Consider the following 16,852-nt stretch of genomic DNA (forward strand, 5'->3'; position numbering starts at 1 on the left):
CAGAATTATGATAAATAATAAAAGATATAAACAACTATGAATTTACATAAAAAACAATATTTTCCAAGAAGGGGTTTAACAAGTATGAAAAAATCGGTTTTTGCAGTAACACTCAGCTTCGCATTAGGTACATCCACCTTCCTGCCGCTAGCTGCGCAGGCCGAATCCGAAAGTATCGTCTTTAGCGCTGAGTGGGATACCCCCGAATTTATCGGAGAAGAGTTCGAGGCAGAAGATCTGGATGGCGAAGACAAAGTTTGGGGATTCCTAGAGCAACATCAAGATTCCTTCCGCATTGACGGAGAAGTGAGAGACCACTTTAAAGTGCTAGATGAAGTGACAGACAGAGAGACAGACATGACTCACTACCGCGTACAAGAAATGTACGAAGGTATCCCGGTCTTTGGTTATCAGCAGACGATTCACGTAAACGAGGATGGAAATGTAACGGCATTCCTCGGGAATTACGCACCTAACTTGGCAGATAACGATAAGCTGACGAAAAAACCAAAGCTGAAGGCAGATAAGGCAGTAAAAGAGGCTATGAAGGATTTGGAGGATGAGATTGACGAAAAAGTGGAGAAGTTCGAGGTAAAGCCAAAAGGAAACCTCTATATCTATATCCACGAAGATGAATCGTATTTGGCTTATGAAGTGGAACTGAATTTCCTCGATCCGCTACCAGGCCGTTGGAAGTATTTCATCGACGCAAACACTGGTGACGTGATTAACAAATACAATATGCTCCATGAGATTACAGGGACGGGTACAGGAGTACTAGGTGACACCAAATCGTTTGAAGTAACGAAAGTAAGCAATACCAACTATACGGCGAAAGATACGACGCGCGGCAAGGGAATTGAGACGTACAATGCACAAAACAGATATACCCAACCTGGTACTCTAGGTTCTGACTCGGATAACAACTGGACAGATGGAGCAATAGTCGACGCTCATGCCTATGCTCAGGCAACCTACGATTACTACAAAAACGCACATAACCGCAACAGCTTTGACAACAAAGGTGCGAAAATCATCTCCACAGTCCATTACGGTAGAAACGATAACCGCGCATTCTGGAACGGCGTGCAAATGACATACGGGGATGGAGATGGACGCAGATTCGGCCCATTGTCCGCTGGCTTGGATGTCGTTGCTCATGAATTAACTCACGCTGTCACAGAACGAACAGCCGGTCTGATCTATGAAAACGAGTCTGGTGCGCTGAACGAATCCATGTCTGACATCTTCGGGGCGATGGTTGATAATGACGATTGGCTAATAGGTGAAGATGTATACACACCAGGAACACCTGGAGACGCACTACGCTCTCTCGAAGATCCAACCATTGCTGGCGATCCTGACCACTACAGCAATCGCTACATGGGTCCAAATGACAAGGGAGGCGTACACATTAACAGCGGAATCAACAACAAAGCAGCATATCTCCTCGCAGAGGGCGGTACACACTCCGGTGTAACGGTCACAGGCATTGGACGAGATGACACAGCAAAAATCTACTACTACGCACTAACAAACTACCTCAATCCAAACTCTAACTTCTCAGCTATGCGACAAGCAGCGATTCAATCCGCGACAGTTCTGTTCGGTGATAATTCCCAACAAGTAGAATCAGTAAGAGATGCGTATGATGCAATTGGTGTGCAATAATCACTAAAATATTTTGTGATACGAAATATTTGTCATACTATTAAAAATTGTCTTGCTCCTATTGTGGGGCAAGGCAATTTTTTGTATGTTGGTGATAATTAGTCGCGGGAGTATACGAAGTTAGAGAGGAGTACCACATGGATCATTTCAAAACCATATTGAGACACCATTATGATATAGACGCTGTTGATGTTACCCCTCAGCAAGGAGGATGGTCGGCGCTTGCTTATAAAGTCATCAGCGACCAGCGTTCCTATTTTTTGAAGGTCTATGAAAAAAGCAGAGCATCTACGCCCAAGTGGACAGCGCTGATCGACAAGTATGTCCCCATTATCCAGTGGCTATCACTCCAAAGCAGACTACAAGGCAAAATTCCAGTTCCACTGCTGACTAGAACCGCAGCGTATAAACATGAAGACGACATGGGCATCTATCAACTGTTTGCCTATATTGAGGGGAAAACCATTGGGAACCAAGCGTTAAACTCGTTGCAAGTTCGCCAGTTAGCAGAAATCATAGCGGAGTTGCATTTGTACGGAGAAGAAATCCCGGTCAGTACGGCTGCCATCAAGGAAGACTTCTGTATCCCATTTGCCAAGCAGTTTAGAGAAATGCTGAACGAAGATATCCACCCTCTGCCTGATGATGTGGATGAAATCGTCAAACCTTTTGCCAACATATTGGCTACCCGCATGAATGATTTGGAGAGGATTGCCGAGCAATTGCGAGGCAGTGAGGTAAAAATGAAGCTTTGCCATACGGACATTCACAACTGGAACCTGATGCATTCTGGTCAGCAGCTCATTCTCATAGACTGGGAAGGATTGAAGCTGGCTCCGGTAGAAGCCGATCTGATGTTTTTGGTAGATCAGCCTTTTTTTGAAGAGTTTATGGCTACTTATCGGAAGACACATACAAATTATGTGATCAATCGGCAAGCGCTGGAGTTCTATCAAATTCGACGTATATGGGAAGATATATATGAACTGTTAGAGCAGCTCTTGTTTGATGAGCAAGAGGAACAGGACCGAGTAGAGACGATCCGGCATTTGGAAGGGGAATTGAGGAAGATTGATGGAGGTTAACATGATCGACGTTACATACCTGAAACAATTATTCCTAAATAGAAGGGAAGATTTACATCTCAGATTGGGTGATATTGGTGATTTGCTGGAGTATGGAACCCATAACCCGAATGACGTTATAACATTTACAGAGTATGCCTTAGACCTTGCGATTGCAGAAGAAAGCTTTGTTGTAAAAGAAAGTTTGTTTCATCTACTTATGATTGCAGTAACCTTTCAAGGAATCGCAAGAAATGTAGAATGGGATCCATTAGCAAACGTTCTGCCTACACTAGACGACGCTATCCTCGTTTATGCATTAGCCATCATTGGTTGTTCAAAAAAACGAAAATTTATAAAAATAATTGAACCGTACTTACATTCTCCTACTGAATATATTAGGCAAACTGCCGCGGAAGCGTTGGAGGAAATCAATTATAACGTAGAAGAATCTCCATAAGGAATATAAGGAAGAATGGTGGGGGTGGGACAGCTTCTTGACAAGTTGCATCCAGGAGGTTATTGTGGACACCTAAAGTCTTTGATCTTAACGTATCCCCAGACTCTAACGGAGTCCTAGTCATTGTATAGGACAGCGCCAATTTTTTAAAAATTACGAATATTATATATCTATAAAAACTCTATAATGAAATGCTTTTCGTTTATCACATAATGAAACAATGGAGGTTACCTATGAACGAAGAAATTACATTCAACGCCAAAATGGTTCTTGCGTACGATGCTAACACGCGAATCTCGATTCCCACCTATGATCTTTTATTCACGATGGCCCAATCCTATTTTCGAGCTCAATTGGGAGAAAAAGCGGCATCATTGCTCGTGATTGGGGCGGGCGGGGGAAATGAACTTTCTGCATGGGGACCGTCTAACCCAAAATGGACGTTCACGGGAGTCGATCCTTCTGCCGAGATGCTTGCAATGGCGAAAAATAAAACGGTTCAACTGGGTATGGAAAGCCGCGTCCAACTCATTCAGGGAACGATAGACGATGTGCCATATCCAGACTCGAAGTACGATGCGGCGAGCTGTATCTTGGTTCTGCACTTCATTAACGATGAGCAGGAGAAGCTGAAGCTGCTCAGGTCCATTAAGGAGCATTTGAAACCGGGAGCTCCCTTCGTACTTGTTAGTGCGTACGGAGACCGCCATGATGCCGAACTTCGAAACAGATTACACATATGGAAAAGCTTTTTTTTAGATGTGGGATACGAATCAGCGAAAGTAGAAGAGATGGGAAACACCATCATGACAAAAGTTTCTTTTCTATCTGAACCTAAAATCGAACAGCTATTGAGAGAAGCTGGCTTTACGCATATAGGCAGGTTTCATTCTACGGGACTTTTTGGGGGATGGATTTGCCATGCGGAATGAATGGCGGCGGCAGTCTAGGACTTTATTTCGAGGTCCATGGCTACCGCCTTTTCAAAATAGACAGACTATTATACAATTAAGGACATAACCGTTAATCAACCGTTATTGGCTCTGTATAGAAGGAGGAGTGGCGCGTCATGATCAATTCGGATCGATTGTGGGATCGTTTGGGACAGCTTGGCAACATTGGGAAGCAAGAGGCGGGCGGCATCACGCGGTTGTCTTTTACGCCTGAGGAACGTGCGGCAAAAGACCTCGTCACAGGCTTTATGAAGGAAGCAGGTCTCACCGTTCGCGAAGACGAGGTTGGGAACTTGATTGGGCGAAAAGAAGGGAAAAATCCGGCCGCCCCTGTCGTTTTGATTGGCTCGCATATCGACTCCGTACCAAATGGCGGCGATTATGACGGTCCACTTGGCGTACTGGCTGGCGTAGAAGTTTTACAGACGATGCAGGAACAGGGGATCGAAACAGAGCATCCGATCGAAGTCACCGCGTTCACGGATGAAGAAGGAACGCGTTTTGGTTACGGGATGATCGGCAGCCGCGGTATCGCGGGTCTGATCAAGCGAGACGAGCTGGAACAAGCAGACAAGAATGGGGTCACGATTGCTGAAGCCATGCGGAAAACGGGGCTTGATCCGGACCGCACTAGTCTCGCGGCGAGAACTCCCGGAAGTGTGAAAGCGTATGTGGAGCTACATATCGAGCAAGGCAAGGTTCTAGAGAGCCGCGGGCTATCTGTCGGGATCGTGACAGGAGTGGCGGGTCCGCTCTGGTTGAATTTCGTGCTAGAGGGAGAAGCCGGTCATGCTGGGGCAACGCCGATGAATTTGCGTTGTGATCCGATGGCAGCAGCCGCTCAGGTGATGCTTGCTATCGAGGAAGAAGCGGGACGGACTGGAACCAGTGTCGGGACGGTTGGAAGGCTGCAAGCATTTCCAGGCGGAGTGAATGTCATTCCTGGACGCGTCGAGTTTTCGCTTGATTTGCGCGACGTGGACGAAGCGATCCGTGATGAAGTGGAACAGCGCATTTACGAACAGGCAAAAGCGATCTGTGCTGAGCGCAATGTGACATTGAAAGTAGAGCTGCTGCAACGCATAGCTCCTGCTGTATGCTCGGACGATATCCAGAATGCTGTAGGCGAAGCGTGTGAGGCAGAAGGCTTGGAAGCATTTAGACTACCGAGTGGCGCAGGGCATGATTGCATGCAGCTAGTTGAGCTGTGCCCGGTTGGCATGATTTTCGCTCGTTCCAAGGACGGCATTAGCCACAACCCAGCAGAGTTCACGACAAAAGAGGATTGTGCGAACGGAGCCCAAGTACTGTACCGCACCGTTTTATCCTTAGCAAAATAGGCATAAGAAATAGTAAGTGGGGGAGCCACGTAAATCAGGAGGAGAGCGGCATGACAGCAACGGCAGTGGTAACGCTTAATAAGGCGGTCGAAGAAATCAAGGATCAGGTAATCGCGTGGAGACGCTATTTGCACGAGAACCCTGAATTATCCTTCCATGAAGAAAAAACAGCACAGTTTGTATACGAGACACTGCTTACCTTTGGCAATCTGGAAGTGTCTAGACCGACGAAAAACAGTGTGATGGCCAGATTAATCGGTTCCGAGCCCGGAAAAGTGCTTGCCATGCGCGCTGATATGGACGCATTGCCGATTACGGAAGAGAATACGTTTGAATTCGTATCGAAAAATCCTGGCGTCATGCATGCGTGCGGACACGACGGACATACTTCCATGCTGCTCGGAACGGCAAAGCTGCTGTCCGGTATGAAGGATCAGATCAAGGGAGAGGTTCGTTTCTTCTTTCAGCACGCAGAGGAAGTATACCCAGGCGGAGCGGAGGAAATGGTACAGGCAGGTGTCATGGACGGCGTAGACATGGTGATTGGTACGCATCTGTGGTCGACGATGGAGTTTGGGACAGTGGGTATCTGCCCAGGTCCAATGATGGCAGCTCCTGATACATTCTGGATCACCGTTCTTGGAAAAGGCGGACATGCGGCGCTTCCGCATGAAACGATCGACAGCATCGCGATTGCATCACAAGTGGTGACTAACCTCCAGCACATCGTATCCCGCAATGCGGATCCGCTCGATAATCTTGTTCTCTCTGTCACACAATTTGTGGGGGGAACGACACATAACGTCATTCCGGGTGCTGTAGAGATTTGCGGGACAGTCCGCAGCTTTGACAAAAATCTGCGCGAGTCCGTTCCGGGACTCATGGAACGCGTGATCAAAGGCATTACAGAAGCACACGGCGCGGGGTACAAGTTCAAGTACGAATTTGGCTATCGCCCGGTTATCAACGATGCCGAAGTGACGAAATTGATGGAAGAGGTCGTAGAAGAATCACTGGGAGCAGAATGGGTAGAGCATATGCGCCCAACCATGGGTGGTGAGGATTTCTCCGCCTTCCAACAAAAAGCGCCAGGCTGCTTCTTCTACGTTGCTGCCGGAAACAAAGAAAAAGGTATCACTTATCCGCACCACCATCCACGTTTTACAATCGACGAGGAGGCGCTCGAAGTCGGCGTGAAAATGTTCGTCAACGCGGCAAGAAAAATCGTGATGTAAAGAGAGTGGCACACATGCAAAAAGAGCTTCCAGTCAAGAGAGACGGGAAGCTCTTTTTGGCGTGCGAAAGTCGGTATCAGACGTTAGTGGGTGAGTTCTTTTTCTTTGGTGTGAAATGATTTTTGAATCTGCGAAATTTGTCCGGCATGGATACCCGTGTGATACATGAGGCGACCCAATGCTTCTAAAGGAGTAGAAGACCCCAATGGCGTTTCAACGGGTTTGTGCCAAGCTTCCTCAGGTAAGTCACGCATCGCATCGATCAAGTGTTGGTTGGAAGCGGTCATGAAATCAGCGAGCTCTTGCACGTTGGTAAATGCAACTTTGGTTCCGGCAGGACCGCTTTTCGTCAATAGCTCTACGTCCGCTGGGATGCTCCGACCGAAAAACCATTCGGCAAACATGTACTCGACCTCAGCGCTATGGCGCAGCATATACCCGATGGAGACTGCATTCATGCTCAACCGCAAATCTTGTTCGGGCAAGCTTTTCGCAGTCTTGTGAAAACGTTCCTGGATGGTGAGCCAAAGTGTCAATGCGGTTGAATAGGTCATGAATGATGCTCCTCCGTTATTTTTTGGATGTGTGGCCATCTCGGTTGACGTGGACAAATTTATCGGCTGTCAGGTCAATGTCGTAAGCCTGACCGAACCCAGCTACATAGCGTCCCTCTGATGGTGTTAATTCGAACAAGGAAAAATCAAGGCCACGCAGCATATCCATCATGTTTTTTCCAAATGACTGTGCAAACAGCTCGAAAATCTCATCGTAACCCGCATTACCCAAATTCATGGCCGAACACACGAAGCGGGCGCGCTGGCGAGCAAACAGATTAGTCGCTTTCGACTCGTCTTCAATGAGCATGACATCGACTGCCGGATTTTCTTCCATGTAGCGATAGTGGTTCGCAATTTTACTAATGTAGATGTAAAACTTTCCATCGTATTTGACGAACGGGGCGTAGGAGAGAAACGGTTTTCCATGCTCGTCGACTGTGCTTAACATGAGTGTCTTCATGTTCGCAGCAAACGATTGGTACTGGGCCTTCATCGCTTCCTTATCCATCGCTTTCATACGAGCACCTCACTTGTTTAGTTTGCTTTTTTCAGTATGTGAATCCTGGGGCTAGAGCTGTCTGGCGAGTACTGAATCTCGGTTTCGACGCCGTACACTTTGCGAATCAGCTCCATCGTAAGCACATCTTGAGGTTTTCCAAAAACACGCAGGCTTCCGTCTTTGATCACACAAATTTTATCGCTGTAGGCGCTGGCGTGATTCAAATCATGCAGCACCATGACAACCGTCAGTTTCAAATCCTGATTCAGCTTGCGAACGAGCTCAAGCACATCCAGTTGATGGGCGATGTCCAAATAGGTAGTTGGCTCATCGAGCAACAAGATTTTCGGTCGTTGAGCCAAAGCCATCGCGATCCATGCACGCTGTGCTTCCCCGCCAGACAATGAGACGAGGTAGCGGTCCTTGTAGCTGAGCAAACCGGTTTGTTCCAAAGCCCACGTGACGATCTCATAGTCTTCGCCACTCAGGCGCTCAAACCATTTTTTATGGGGAACGCGACCATATCCGACCAGCTCTCCTACAGTCACGTCTGACGGGCACGTGTTGGATTGGCAAAGCATGCACATGATGCGAGAGATTTGCTTCATACTCAGGCTGTTCAATTCTTGATCCGCAATACATACACGGCCGCTTTTACAAGGAATCAGACGTGAAATCGCTTTGAGAATCGATGATTTTCCTGAACCGTTTGGCCCAATGATCGAAACAACCTCTCCTGCTTGGATATCGAGGGAAAAGTCATGGACGATCGACTTCGGACCGTAGCTGATGTTCAACGATTGCACCTGTAACATGTCACATGCCCCCTTTTCGCATCAAGTAAAGGAAATAAGGTCCTCCCACGATTGCCATGACAATCCCGGCAGGAATCTCCAAAGGAGCGAATGCAGTTCGACCAAACGTATCGGCCACAAGCAAGACAAGAGAGCCAAGCACGAGGCTAAACGGCAAGCTCAGACGGTAATCAGAGCCGACGAGCATGCGAGCCATGTGCGGCACGACGAGTCCGATAAATCCAACAAGGCCGACAGTCGATACCGAAACAGCTGCCAGATAGACCGCGATGATAGAAAGAGAGAGGCGCAAGCGATGCAAGTTCTGTCCTAAATTGTGAGCGACTTGTTCTCCGAGGCGTAAAATGTTTGCCTGCCTGATCGATAATAGCGCTGCGATCCATCCGACGAGCGAGTAGGGAAGCATCACCATGACATCGCCCATGCCTTTTCCGGACAGACTACCATTCATCCATTGCAGCGCACCCGGTAGCTTGTCACTGTACAAGATGGATAATAACCCGATTGCTCCACCGAAGACAGCATTGACGGCAACCCCCGATAAAATGATGCGCACAGGGGTTAATCCGCCCTGTTTTTTCCAAGCCATGGAGTAGACCATGCCTGCTGCTACTCCGCCGCCAATGATGGCAGCTAGGGGTACCAGGTAAGAATAGTCGGGCACGACCAGCATGATGAACAGCACCGTAACGGCTGCCCCGCTGGATACGCCAGTCAAACCAGGATCGGCCAGCGGATTTTGCATGACTGCTTGCAAGAGGGCACCCGATGCAGCGAGATTCGCTCCAATCAATAGTGCGAGAAAAATACGCGGAATCCGGATATCCCACAGAATGGTTTGACTAGCGGCATCGCCGTGTCCGAGTATGGCTTCTATCGTTTCGGCAAGAGAGAGGCGCACGCTCCCCAGACCAATGGAGAGCAGTGCAGCTACAACGAGCATGATGCAAGCTGTCACCAAGAGAGCTGCTTTCTTGCTCGGAATGTTCTGGGTCACTGGAAAAACTCCTTATTTGTTATACAGGATGTTCGCGAGCTCCTCGTAGGCAGCCGGGACTTTTACCAGGGAAGCGATCCCAAATGTGCTGTAATCGAGTGCTTTCATTTTGCCATTTTTGAATGCGCTCAGTTTTTCCCATGCACCGTTTTTCTTCACGTCTTCTTCGAATTTTTTGGTCACTGCGCTCGGATCGCCATGCGCTACCAGTAAAATGACATCGGGATTGGCAGCTACGATCGATTCCATATTGAGCGGCACGTATGTATCGGTTTGTTTCAGGACATAGGAAGCGACGTTGGATGCGCCGAGATTGCGGGCAAGGCTTCCGACAAACGTATTTTCATTCATGACCATAAGGGCCTCGGCTGAACCGAACAAGAACAATACTTTGGGAGCGGATTTCCCTTTGGTTGTGTCGATGATGGTTTTTTCCTTTTCCACGATGGATTGGAGAAACGCTGTTGCTTTCTCTTCCTGCTTGAACAGGCGTCCGAGTACGACGGTAGACAGTTTGAGCTCGTCGATTGAGTCTACAGGCAAGTAAGCAGTAGGTAGCGCGGCGGGCTTGAATTTTTTATCGATGCTCGCTTGGATTGAGGTAGGGCCGAGAATGATGTCAGGCTGAAGCTTCGCGACTTGCTCCAAATCAGGCTGGTGAGAAGTGCCGATACGCGGAACATTGTCGAGGGAGGCTGGTAGCTTGCTGCTTGTCGTCGGTACGCCTACGGGAGTGACACCCAGTTCGTTTAGTATCTCGGTAATCGCTACGGAAACCGTCACGACTTTGGTAGGTGGCTGGGTTTTGAATTGGGAAAGTAGCTCCTCTACTTTCTTTTCATCTGCGCTGATTGTATGAACGGCTTGTTGACTTGATGTCGACGAGTCCGACTGTGAGCTGGTAGCAGATTGTTGTGTTGGTGTGGCAGCTTCGGGGGACGTGGAATTGCTGCATCCAACTACACCTGTCAGTAGTAAAGCAATCATCCCGGTTTTCCATCCTGCGTGTTTCAATGTACGTAGCCTCCTGAAAATTTATGATAATGAGAATCAATCTCTTTTGAATTGATTATGATTATATAGAGAATGATTACTATTATCAATAAGAAATTTCCATAGAAAAGAATGGCGAAAACAGGAGAAAAACCGCGGAAAAAAGAGGAAAAGTAGAGAGGGGTGTGATAAGAGCGAAGGCTGCCCGGAGCAACTGGATAGAGCGTATAGCATGATGATCTGGTTATTTCGTAAGCGAGACGTCCGGGCATCCTAAGTCAGCTGGCAGTGAGAAAAAAGATAGCGATCATATAAATCTTGCAGCCGTTTAGCGAATCCGAAAAAGCTTCTGCCAGATCGATGTTTTCCGTTCAGCGTCTCTAATTTTGGCTAACTCGATTTTGGCATCCATAATGTCATTCATTGCCTTGGTCAAGCGGCGATCACGTTCTTTCAGGTTGTTGGTAATATAGGTTTCCTGCTTTTCTACACGTGCTAACAGCGCTAAGTAGGCGGCGTCTTGTTGCTGGACATGGGAAGCCAAGGCATGTAGCTTTACATCCAGCTCTTCAAGGGCAGCAGTATGGTTTAAAGCCGGATATGAGGAAACAGGGGGAAATGCAACCGCAACGGCCGTTTCCTTTCGGGCAGGTTCAGGTGCGCTTTGCGTAGCAACCATTCGGGCAGCTTCATCTTGTGGAATGAGTTGATCCTTTGTTAAGCTGTAAAACCGCTGAAGGCACGTAATATCTACCTGCCTGTACTCCCGACGATTCTGACTATCCCGCAAAAACCAGTAGCCGTGCTGTTCTAAGAGCATGCTCCACTTGCGCAAGGTGCTCGCCCCAATACCTAGCAGACCCGCAACATCTCTGCCACTGTACGTTCTCTCCCGCGCCAATAATTCGATAACCTCTCCCATGGAAATCCCTCCTCTACAAAAGTCCGCTCATCTCTTGCTATACGGTTTCTGTACGTGAAAATGGTTTTCCTTGTGGAATCGTGCGACAAAATCTCACAGTGTTCGTAAACGGATGGCTGTTTTGGCGTCAATTTGTCACCAGACGACAAAGTTGTTGAAAATGGGGACAAATGACGGACGGGTACAAGTACATTTTCTCTTTGACTCCGCTTTTGCTTAGTAGGGCTATGCCAAATGTTCATAGGATGCATGAGAAGGAGGGATTAACCATGGCATTCAAAGACCAGGTAAAAAAATTCGAAGGCAGAAATGTTAGGGTTGCCACTGTAGAAGGTACTTTTTTCGGTCGTCTGGTACAAGTAAAATCGACCACCATTATTTTGGAAGAGCGCAATGGTAATCGTCGCACCATTATTCGTGATTCGAAAATTATTGCCGTTACAGAGCATGACGGCGACGATTGCTAGGTACTGATTGTAGAAAATTAGGATTTGTTTCTCAGGCTGTCGAGTGATCGACGGCCTTTCCTATTCTTTACACCCTGCGGCATGGTAACATAAAAGGGACTGAAAAAACGCTGCTAATAGAGGGGGTACCACTATGTTGGATATTCGGTTTCACGGACATTCTTCCGTGCAGGTTACAAGTGAAGGGCATTCAATCATGATTGATCCATTTATTTCAGGAAGCCCAGTGGCAGCAACCAAGCTGGAAGACATCTCAGTTCAGTACATCCTTCTGACACATGGACACCAAGATCATATTCTGGATGCGGTAGAGCTGGCCAAGAAAAACGATGCGACAATCGTTGCAACCCATGAGCTTGCTACCTATTTGAGCTGGCAGGGAGTCAAGACCATCTCGATGAATCTGGGAGGCTCTGTCAAACTGCCATTTGGAAAAGTGAAAATGACACAGGCGTTCCACAGCTCCGGTGTCGTACTGGATGATGAGAAACAAATCGTGTACATGGGAATGCCAGGGGGCTTTGTGATCGAGCTGGGAGGAAAAACGCTCTATCACGCGGGGGATACAGGACTGTTCGGTGACATGAAGCTAATCGGAGAGCGTCATAACATCGATTTGGCGTTCCTGCCGATTGGAGATGTGTTCACAATGGGACCTGAGGATGCACTCGTGGCTGCCGAGTGGGTACAAGCCGATTTTGTTGTGCCCATTCATTACGATACATTCCCGCCGATCAAGCAGGATGGGGAAGCATTCGTAGCCGAGTTGGCTGAGAAAGACATCAGAGGCAAGGCATTGAAACCAGGCGAGACATTGCGTTTGCCATAACTCGATCTTGATACATAGAACCGCTAATCTACGGAGGATGAGATTAGCGGTTTTTTTATGGAGTTGCTATGTATGTGGCTGCGGTGGGGAGAAGAATATTTCCAGTCTAAGCTCCAGGCTCCGTCCTGCTGGGGGCCACGACTGCCCGCTCCGAAGGGATTCGCGGGGAAACGCAAAAGTGGTAGCCGCTTCGTAGCTCGGGCACGTTGCGCTTCTTTTGCCCGCAAATCCCTTCTCCGCTCGGTAGGACTCCACAAGTCGCTACGTCTGGAAATATTCTTCTCTGTCGTAACTGATGAGGCTCTACCATCTTTTAAAACTCGGATCACACGGAAAGCTCGTAGAGGAAACAGGAGAAATAAGCGAAGATCTTTGGTACACCGACCGAGACGCAATGAAAAAAAGAGAAACAAGCTCTTAGCGTCCACCTCTGAGACGCCTCTTGAATGGACCACTTTGGACGCGGGTTTCGCTTTTTTTCATGGAGTCGGGCAGTCAATCCCCCAGCGGGTGGGACAAGAAGCTGAGCGTTTTCTCCTGTTTCCTCCCCAGCACTACAGCAACAACTAAAGAATCCTATGTTTGTAGCTGCGGTGGGGAGAAGAATATTTCCAGTCTAGGCTCCAGGCTCCGTCCCGCTGGGGGTCAAGACTGCCCGCTCCGAAGGGATTTGCGGGGAAACGCAAAAGTGGTAGCCGCTTCGTAGCTCGGGCACGTTGCGCTTCTTTTGCCCGCAAATCCCTTCTCCGCTCGGTAGGACTCCACAAGTCGCTACGTCTGGAAATATTCTTCTCTGTCGTAACTGATGAGGCTCTACCATCTTTTAAAACTCGGATCACACGGAAAGCTCGTAGAGGAAACAGGAGAAATAAGCGAAGATCTTTGGTACACCGACCGAGACGCAATGAAAAAAAGAGAAACAAGCTCTTAGCGTCCACCTCTGAGACGCCTCTTGAATGGACCACTTTGGACGCGGGTTTCGCTTTTTTTCATGGAGTCGGGCAGTCAATCCCCCAGCGGGTGGGACAAGAAGCTGAGCGTTTTCTCCTGTTTCCTCCCCAGCACTACAGCAACGTACCAGTTTTTTTCCCATACGAAAAAGAAATCTCTGAAACTAGCATGAAAAGAGAACGACCACTCATAGATATAGAAGAGAAAGAAAAGAAAAGAAAGAAGAGGAAAGGGTGACTTCCTGGATGAGATTGGTGCACAATATTCTTCTATTTCTTGCAGGAGTGGTCGTTTATTCACTAGGTGGTCTTGCTTTTCCAGACGGTGGGGCCTGGTATGCTTCCCTTGCCAAGCCCGATGGAACACCGCCACTCTACTTGTTTCGTATCATCTGGCTCATTTTATACGCACTCATAGCATGGTCGTTACTGATCTTGATTCAAACGAAGCAAATAGACCGCGAGCTTTTGCTTCTATATGGAATCAATTGGTTTTTTCATCAACTTTTTTTCGTCTTGTTTATCGGTTATCAACTGCTCGTGTTGGCTGCGCTGGATACCATTCTGGTGATGTATTCGACATGGGTGCTCATTCGCGCCATTCGTCCCCACCATAAAATCGCATCCTCGCTGCTCATTCCCTATTTCATGTGGAGCGTGTTTACGATGTGTCTCGCGATTGGCTTCTGCCTACTCAACCTGTGAGCACAAAAGCAATTACAGACCCTCGACGAGTCGGCTGGCTCGTGCTGTCGCTTCTCTCTTTATTTCCTCCCAATGGAGGGTTTGGAATTGGCGCTGATGCATCAAGATTTCTCCGTTCACAATGGTTGTATCTACATCGGCTCCCGTCGCGCTGTATGCAAGCAGGGCAGGAATGTCATGGACAGGCTGCAGATGCGGTTTATCCAGATCGATCAGGATGAGATCAGCTCTCTTCCCAGCTTCCAGAGTTCCGACCTCGTGATCGATCGCAAGCAGCTTCGCACTTTCAATAGTAGCCATGCGCAAGGCTGCTTCGGCAGGAAGTACCGTCGGATCACCGTGCTTGAGCTTTTGCATCCAAGTCGCGGCTTTGATCTCGGCAAACATATCGAGAGTCGTAGCACTGCCAGCACCGTCTGTTCCCATCCCGACAGTGACCCCAGCCTCGATCAGCTCTCTGACAGGGGCGATGCCGCAGCCGAGCTTCAAATTGCTGACAGGATTATGTGCGACTCCGCCACTCATCCCGCGAAGAAGTGCGACATCGGAGTCATTCAAATGAACAGCATGCGCGAGCAAAACGTGCGTGTCGTGGAACATGCCCAGTTCATGCAAATACTCCGTGGGAGTCTGATTGTACTTGGCCCGGATTTTCTCTCCTTCCTCAATCGTTTCAGCCAGATGGATGTGGAGCGGGATTTGGCGCTTACGGGCAAGCTCGATGACTCCTTGCAAAGGCTTCGGCGGGCACGTATAAGGAGCGTGCGGACCGAGCATCGTCGTGATTCTGCCATCGCCAGCCCCCGTCCAGTTGTCGATGAGGTCTAAGGCATCGGCCATTCGTCGTCCTCCGTCATCCTCGAAAAAGACCATGCCGCGAGTCAAGGAAGCGCGTATACCGGAATCAAGTACCGCTTGGGCAACAGCATCCATATGCACGTACATATCGGCAAAAGCGGTCGTGCCAGAAGCGATCATTTCCGCGATTCCAAGTGTCGTTCCCCAGTAGACATCTTCTCTTGTCATCCGGGCTTCAGCCGGCAGCATCTTTTTGTCCAACCAATCCATCAGCTTGAGATCATCGGAAAAAGCACGCAGCAAGGACATGCTGGCATGGTTGTGCGCGTTGATGAGACCGGGCATCGCGACTCTATTTTTAGCTAGTATGACACGGTCTGCTTCCTCTTCAAGGGATGGTCCGATTTTGGCGATTCGACCATCCACGATCCAAATATCCCCGAGAAATGGCTTCTCTCCCTCAACCATCGTCAATATCATGCAGTCTTTAATCAATAACGTTTTCATGGAAAAATCCTCCTTTTTATTCCTGTTAGCGATGCAAGCGTAAAGCCTGACGCCACGAGAAAGTCAAGGAGGGAATTTTTAGAAAAAGAGAGAACAAATTCAGAAGAGTTGTGCTGAGCTTCGTGGTTTTGAAATATTGTTTATTAGATAACAATTGACGAGAGAAATAATGCTACATAAAATGTAGATAAGATTTGGGGGAAGAAAGCGATGTCACATATGTTAAATGGAGGGCTTGTCAGCCTACAAGCAATCTTGGATCAATTGAAGCCTTCGGAGCGAAAAGTCGCTGATTATATCCTGGCTCACCCGGAAGATGTCGTGAAGCTTTCTGTCCAAAAATTGGCGGAATTGAGTGGGGTTTCTGAGGCGACGATTATCCGTTTGGCTCGCTCTCTAAATATGAAGGGATATCAGGAGCTAAAGCTGCGCGTCGCAGGAGATTTGACGAAACAGACGGCGATGGGCAGTTATCAGGAGATTATGATGGAGGGTTCAGTTGAATCGATTATGCAAGCGGTCAGCTGGAACAACATTCAATCCATCCAAGATACGCTCTCCGTCTTGTCCAACGAAGAAGTAAAGAAAGCAGTCGACGTGCTGTCAGTAGCGAGGAAGATCGATGTCTACGGCGTCGGTGCATCGGCAGTCATCGCTGACGATATCCGGCAAAAATTTTCGCGGATTAACTTGTGGTGTGAGGCTTATTCGGATTTTCACGCACAATTGACGTCGGCAGTCACTTTAACGGAAAAAGACGTGGTTATCGGCATATCTTATTCAGGACAGACCGAAGACATTATTCAATCGTTGACGGAGGCCAAGCAGCAGGGAGCGACCATCATTACCCTGACCAAATTCGGACCCTCGCCAGTAGCCGAACTAGCCAACATCCGGCTGTTCACTAGCTCGGTAGAAAAAAGCATTCGCAGCGGAGCCATGGCTTCACGCATTGCCCAATTGAACGTCATCGATATTTTGTTTATTACCATGATCAGCAGGATGCAAGAGCAAGTCATTCCCCTGTTGGAAAAATCAAGGCTTGCTGTCAGTCGGACGAAACGCTCATCGACGTAGGAGAAGGGAGGGA

17 protein-coding genes are annotated in these 16,852 nt (G+C 48.3%); 10 read left to right on the forward strand and 7 right to left on the reverse strand.

The genetic code is table 11. The features are described 5' to 3' along the window. The first annotated feature begins 84 nt into the window (after positions 1-84). From HPY27_RS15805 to HPY27_RS15830, 6 genes are all read left to right on the forward strand, one after another. On the forward strand, positions 85-1,671 hold the full coding sequence (locus HPY27_RS15805; RefSeq protein WP_174225407.1) for a M4 family metallopeptidase: 1,587 nt from the start codon (positions 85-87) through the stop codon (positions 1,669-1,671). Between the two features lie 137 nt (positions 1,672-1,808). Beyond that, positions 1,809-2,756: an aminoglycoside phosphotransferase family protein gene (locus HPY27_RS15810; protein WP_174225408.1), complete on the forward strand. Its 948-nt coding sequence runs from the start codon at positions 1,809-1,811 to the stop codon at positions 2,754-2,756. Between the two features lies 1 nt (position 2,757). Further along, on the forward strand, positions 2,758-3,195 hold the full coding sequence (locus HPY27_RS15815; RefSeq protein ID WP_174225409.1) for a hypothetical protein: 438 nt from the start codon (positions 2,758-2,760) through the stop codon (positions 3,193-3,195). Between the two features lie 233 nt (positions 3,196-3,428). Next, positions 3,429-4,127 (forward strand): class I SAM-dependent methyltransferase, encoded by a 699-nt coding sequence (locus tag HPY27_RS15820; protein WP_174225410.1) that lies wholly within the window; start codon positions 3,429-3,431, stop codon positions 4,125-4,127. A gap of 137 nt (positions 4,128-4,264) precedes the next feature. Beyond that, positions 4,265-5,488: a Zn-dependent hydrolase gene (locus tag HPY27_RS15825; protein WP_174225411.1), complete on the forward strand. Its 1,224-nt coding sequence runs from the start codon at positions 4,265-4,267 to the stop codon at positions 5,486-5,488. 50 nt (positions 5,489-5,538) lie between these two features. Further along, on the forward strand, positions 5,539-6,723 hold the full coding sequence (locus HPY27_RS15830; protein WP_017247441.1) for a M20 family metallopeptidase: 1,185 nt from the start codon (positions 5,539-5,541) through the stop codon (positions 6,721-6,723). An 83-nt stretch (positions 6,724-6,806) separates the two neighbouring features. Here HPY27_RS15830 and HPY27_RS15835 read toward each other — a convergent pair whose 3' ends face one another. The 6 genes from HPY27_RS15835 to HPY27_RS15860 all read right to left on the reverse strand — a co-directional run bounded on the left by HPY27_RS15835 (position 6,807) and on the right by HPY27_RS15860 (position 11,506). Further along, entirely contained in the window at positions 6,807-7,277 is a 471-nt protein-coding gene (locus HPY27_RS15835) for a DinB family protein (RefSeq protein ID WP_017250699.1), read from the reverse strand. Positions 7,278-7,293: 16 nt separating this feature from the next. Further along, the gene (locus HPY27_RS15840) at positions 7,294-7,797 is read right to left on the reverse strand and encodes a HugZ family pyridoxamine 5'-phosphate oxidase (RefSeq protein WP_017250700.1); all 504 of its coding nucleotides are present in this window, start codon (positions 7,795-7,797) and stop codon (positions 7,294-7,296) included. A gap of 17 nt (positions 7,798-7,814) precedes the next feature. Further along, a complete protein-coding gene (locus HPY27_RS15845) occupies positions 7,815-8,594 on the reverse strand; it encodes an ABC transporter ATP-binding protein (RefSeq protein ID WP_017250701.1) in 780 nt (259 codons plus the stop codon). Between the two features lies 1 nt (position 8,595). Then, positions 8,596-9,591, reverse strand: a complete 996-nt coding sequence (locus tag HPY27_RS15850; protein WP_174225412.1) for a FecCD family ABC transporter permease — start codon at positions 9,589-9,591, stop codon at positions 8,596-8,598. Positions 9,592-9,603: 12 nt separating this feature from the next. Beyond that, positions 9,604-10,605, reverse strand: a complete 1,002-nt coding sequence (locus tag HPY27_RS15855; protein WP_173623129.1) for a helical backbone metal receptor — start codon at positions 10,603-10,605, stop codon at positions 9,604-9,606. A 307-nt stretch (positions 10,606-10,912) separates the two neighbouring features. After that, on the reverse strand, positions 10,913-11,506 hold the full coding sequence (locus HPY27_RS15860) for a MerR family transcriptional regulator (RefSeq protein ID WP_017250704.1): 594 nt from the start codon (positions 11,504-11,506) through the stop codon (positions 10,913-10,915). Positions 11,507-11,775: 269 nt separating this feature from the next. Here HPY27_RS15860 and HPY27_RS15865 point away from each other — a divergent pair, with 269 nt between their 5' ends. From HPY27_RS15865 to HPY27_RS15875, 3 genes are all read left to right on the forward strand, one after another. Next, positions 11,776-11,973: a hypothetical protein gene (locus HPY27_RS15865; RefSeq protein ID WP_007726095.1), complete on the forward strand. Its 198-nt coding sequence runs from the start codon at positions 11,776-11,778 to the stop codon at positions 11,971-11,973. A gap of 133 nt (positions 11,974-12,106) precedes the next feature. Further along, complete coding sequence (locus tag HPY27_RS15870) at positions 12,107-12,802, forward strand: metal-dependent hydrolase (protein ID WP_017250705.1); 696 nt, start codon at positions 12,107-12,109, stop codon at positions 12,800-12,802. 1,196 nt (positions 12,803-13,998) lie between these two features. Then, positions 13,999-14,457, forward strand: a complete 459-nt coding sequence (locus HPY27_RS15875; protein ID WP_174225413.1) for a TspO/MBR family protein — start codon at positions 13,999-14,001, stop codon at positions 14,455-14,457. A 12-nt stretch (positions 14,458-14,469) separates the two neighbouring features. Here the strand turns inward: HPY27_RS15875 and HPY27_RS15880 are convergent, their stop codons facing one another. Continuing rightward, positions 14,470-15,762 (reverse strand): amidohydrolase, encoded by a 1,293-nt coding sequence (locus HPY27_RS15880; protein ID WP_174225414.1) that lies wholly within the window; start codon positions 15,760-15,762, stop codon positions 14,470-14,472. Positions 15,763-15,981: 219 nt separating this feature from the next. Here HPY27_RS15880 and HPY27_RS15885 point away from each other — a divergent pair, with 219 nt between their 5' ends. Then, positions 15,982-16,839 (forward strand): MurR/RpiR family transcriptional regulator, encoded by an 858-nt coding sequence (locus HPY27_RS15885; protein ID WP_483296514.1) that lies wholly within the window; start codon positions 15,982-15,984, stop codon positions 16,837-16,839. Positions 16,840-16,852 lie beyond the last annotated feature (13 nt).

Source organism: Brevibacillus sp. HB1.1, assembly GCF_013332445.1.
GTDB lineage: Bacteria > Bacillota > Bacilli > Brevibacillales > Brevibacillaceae > Brevibacillus > Brevibacillus porteri.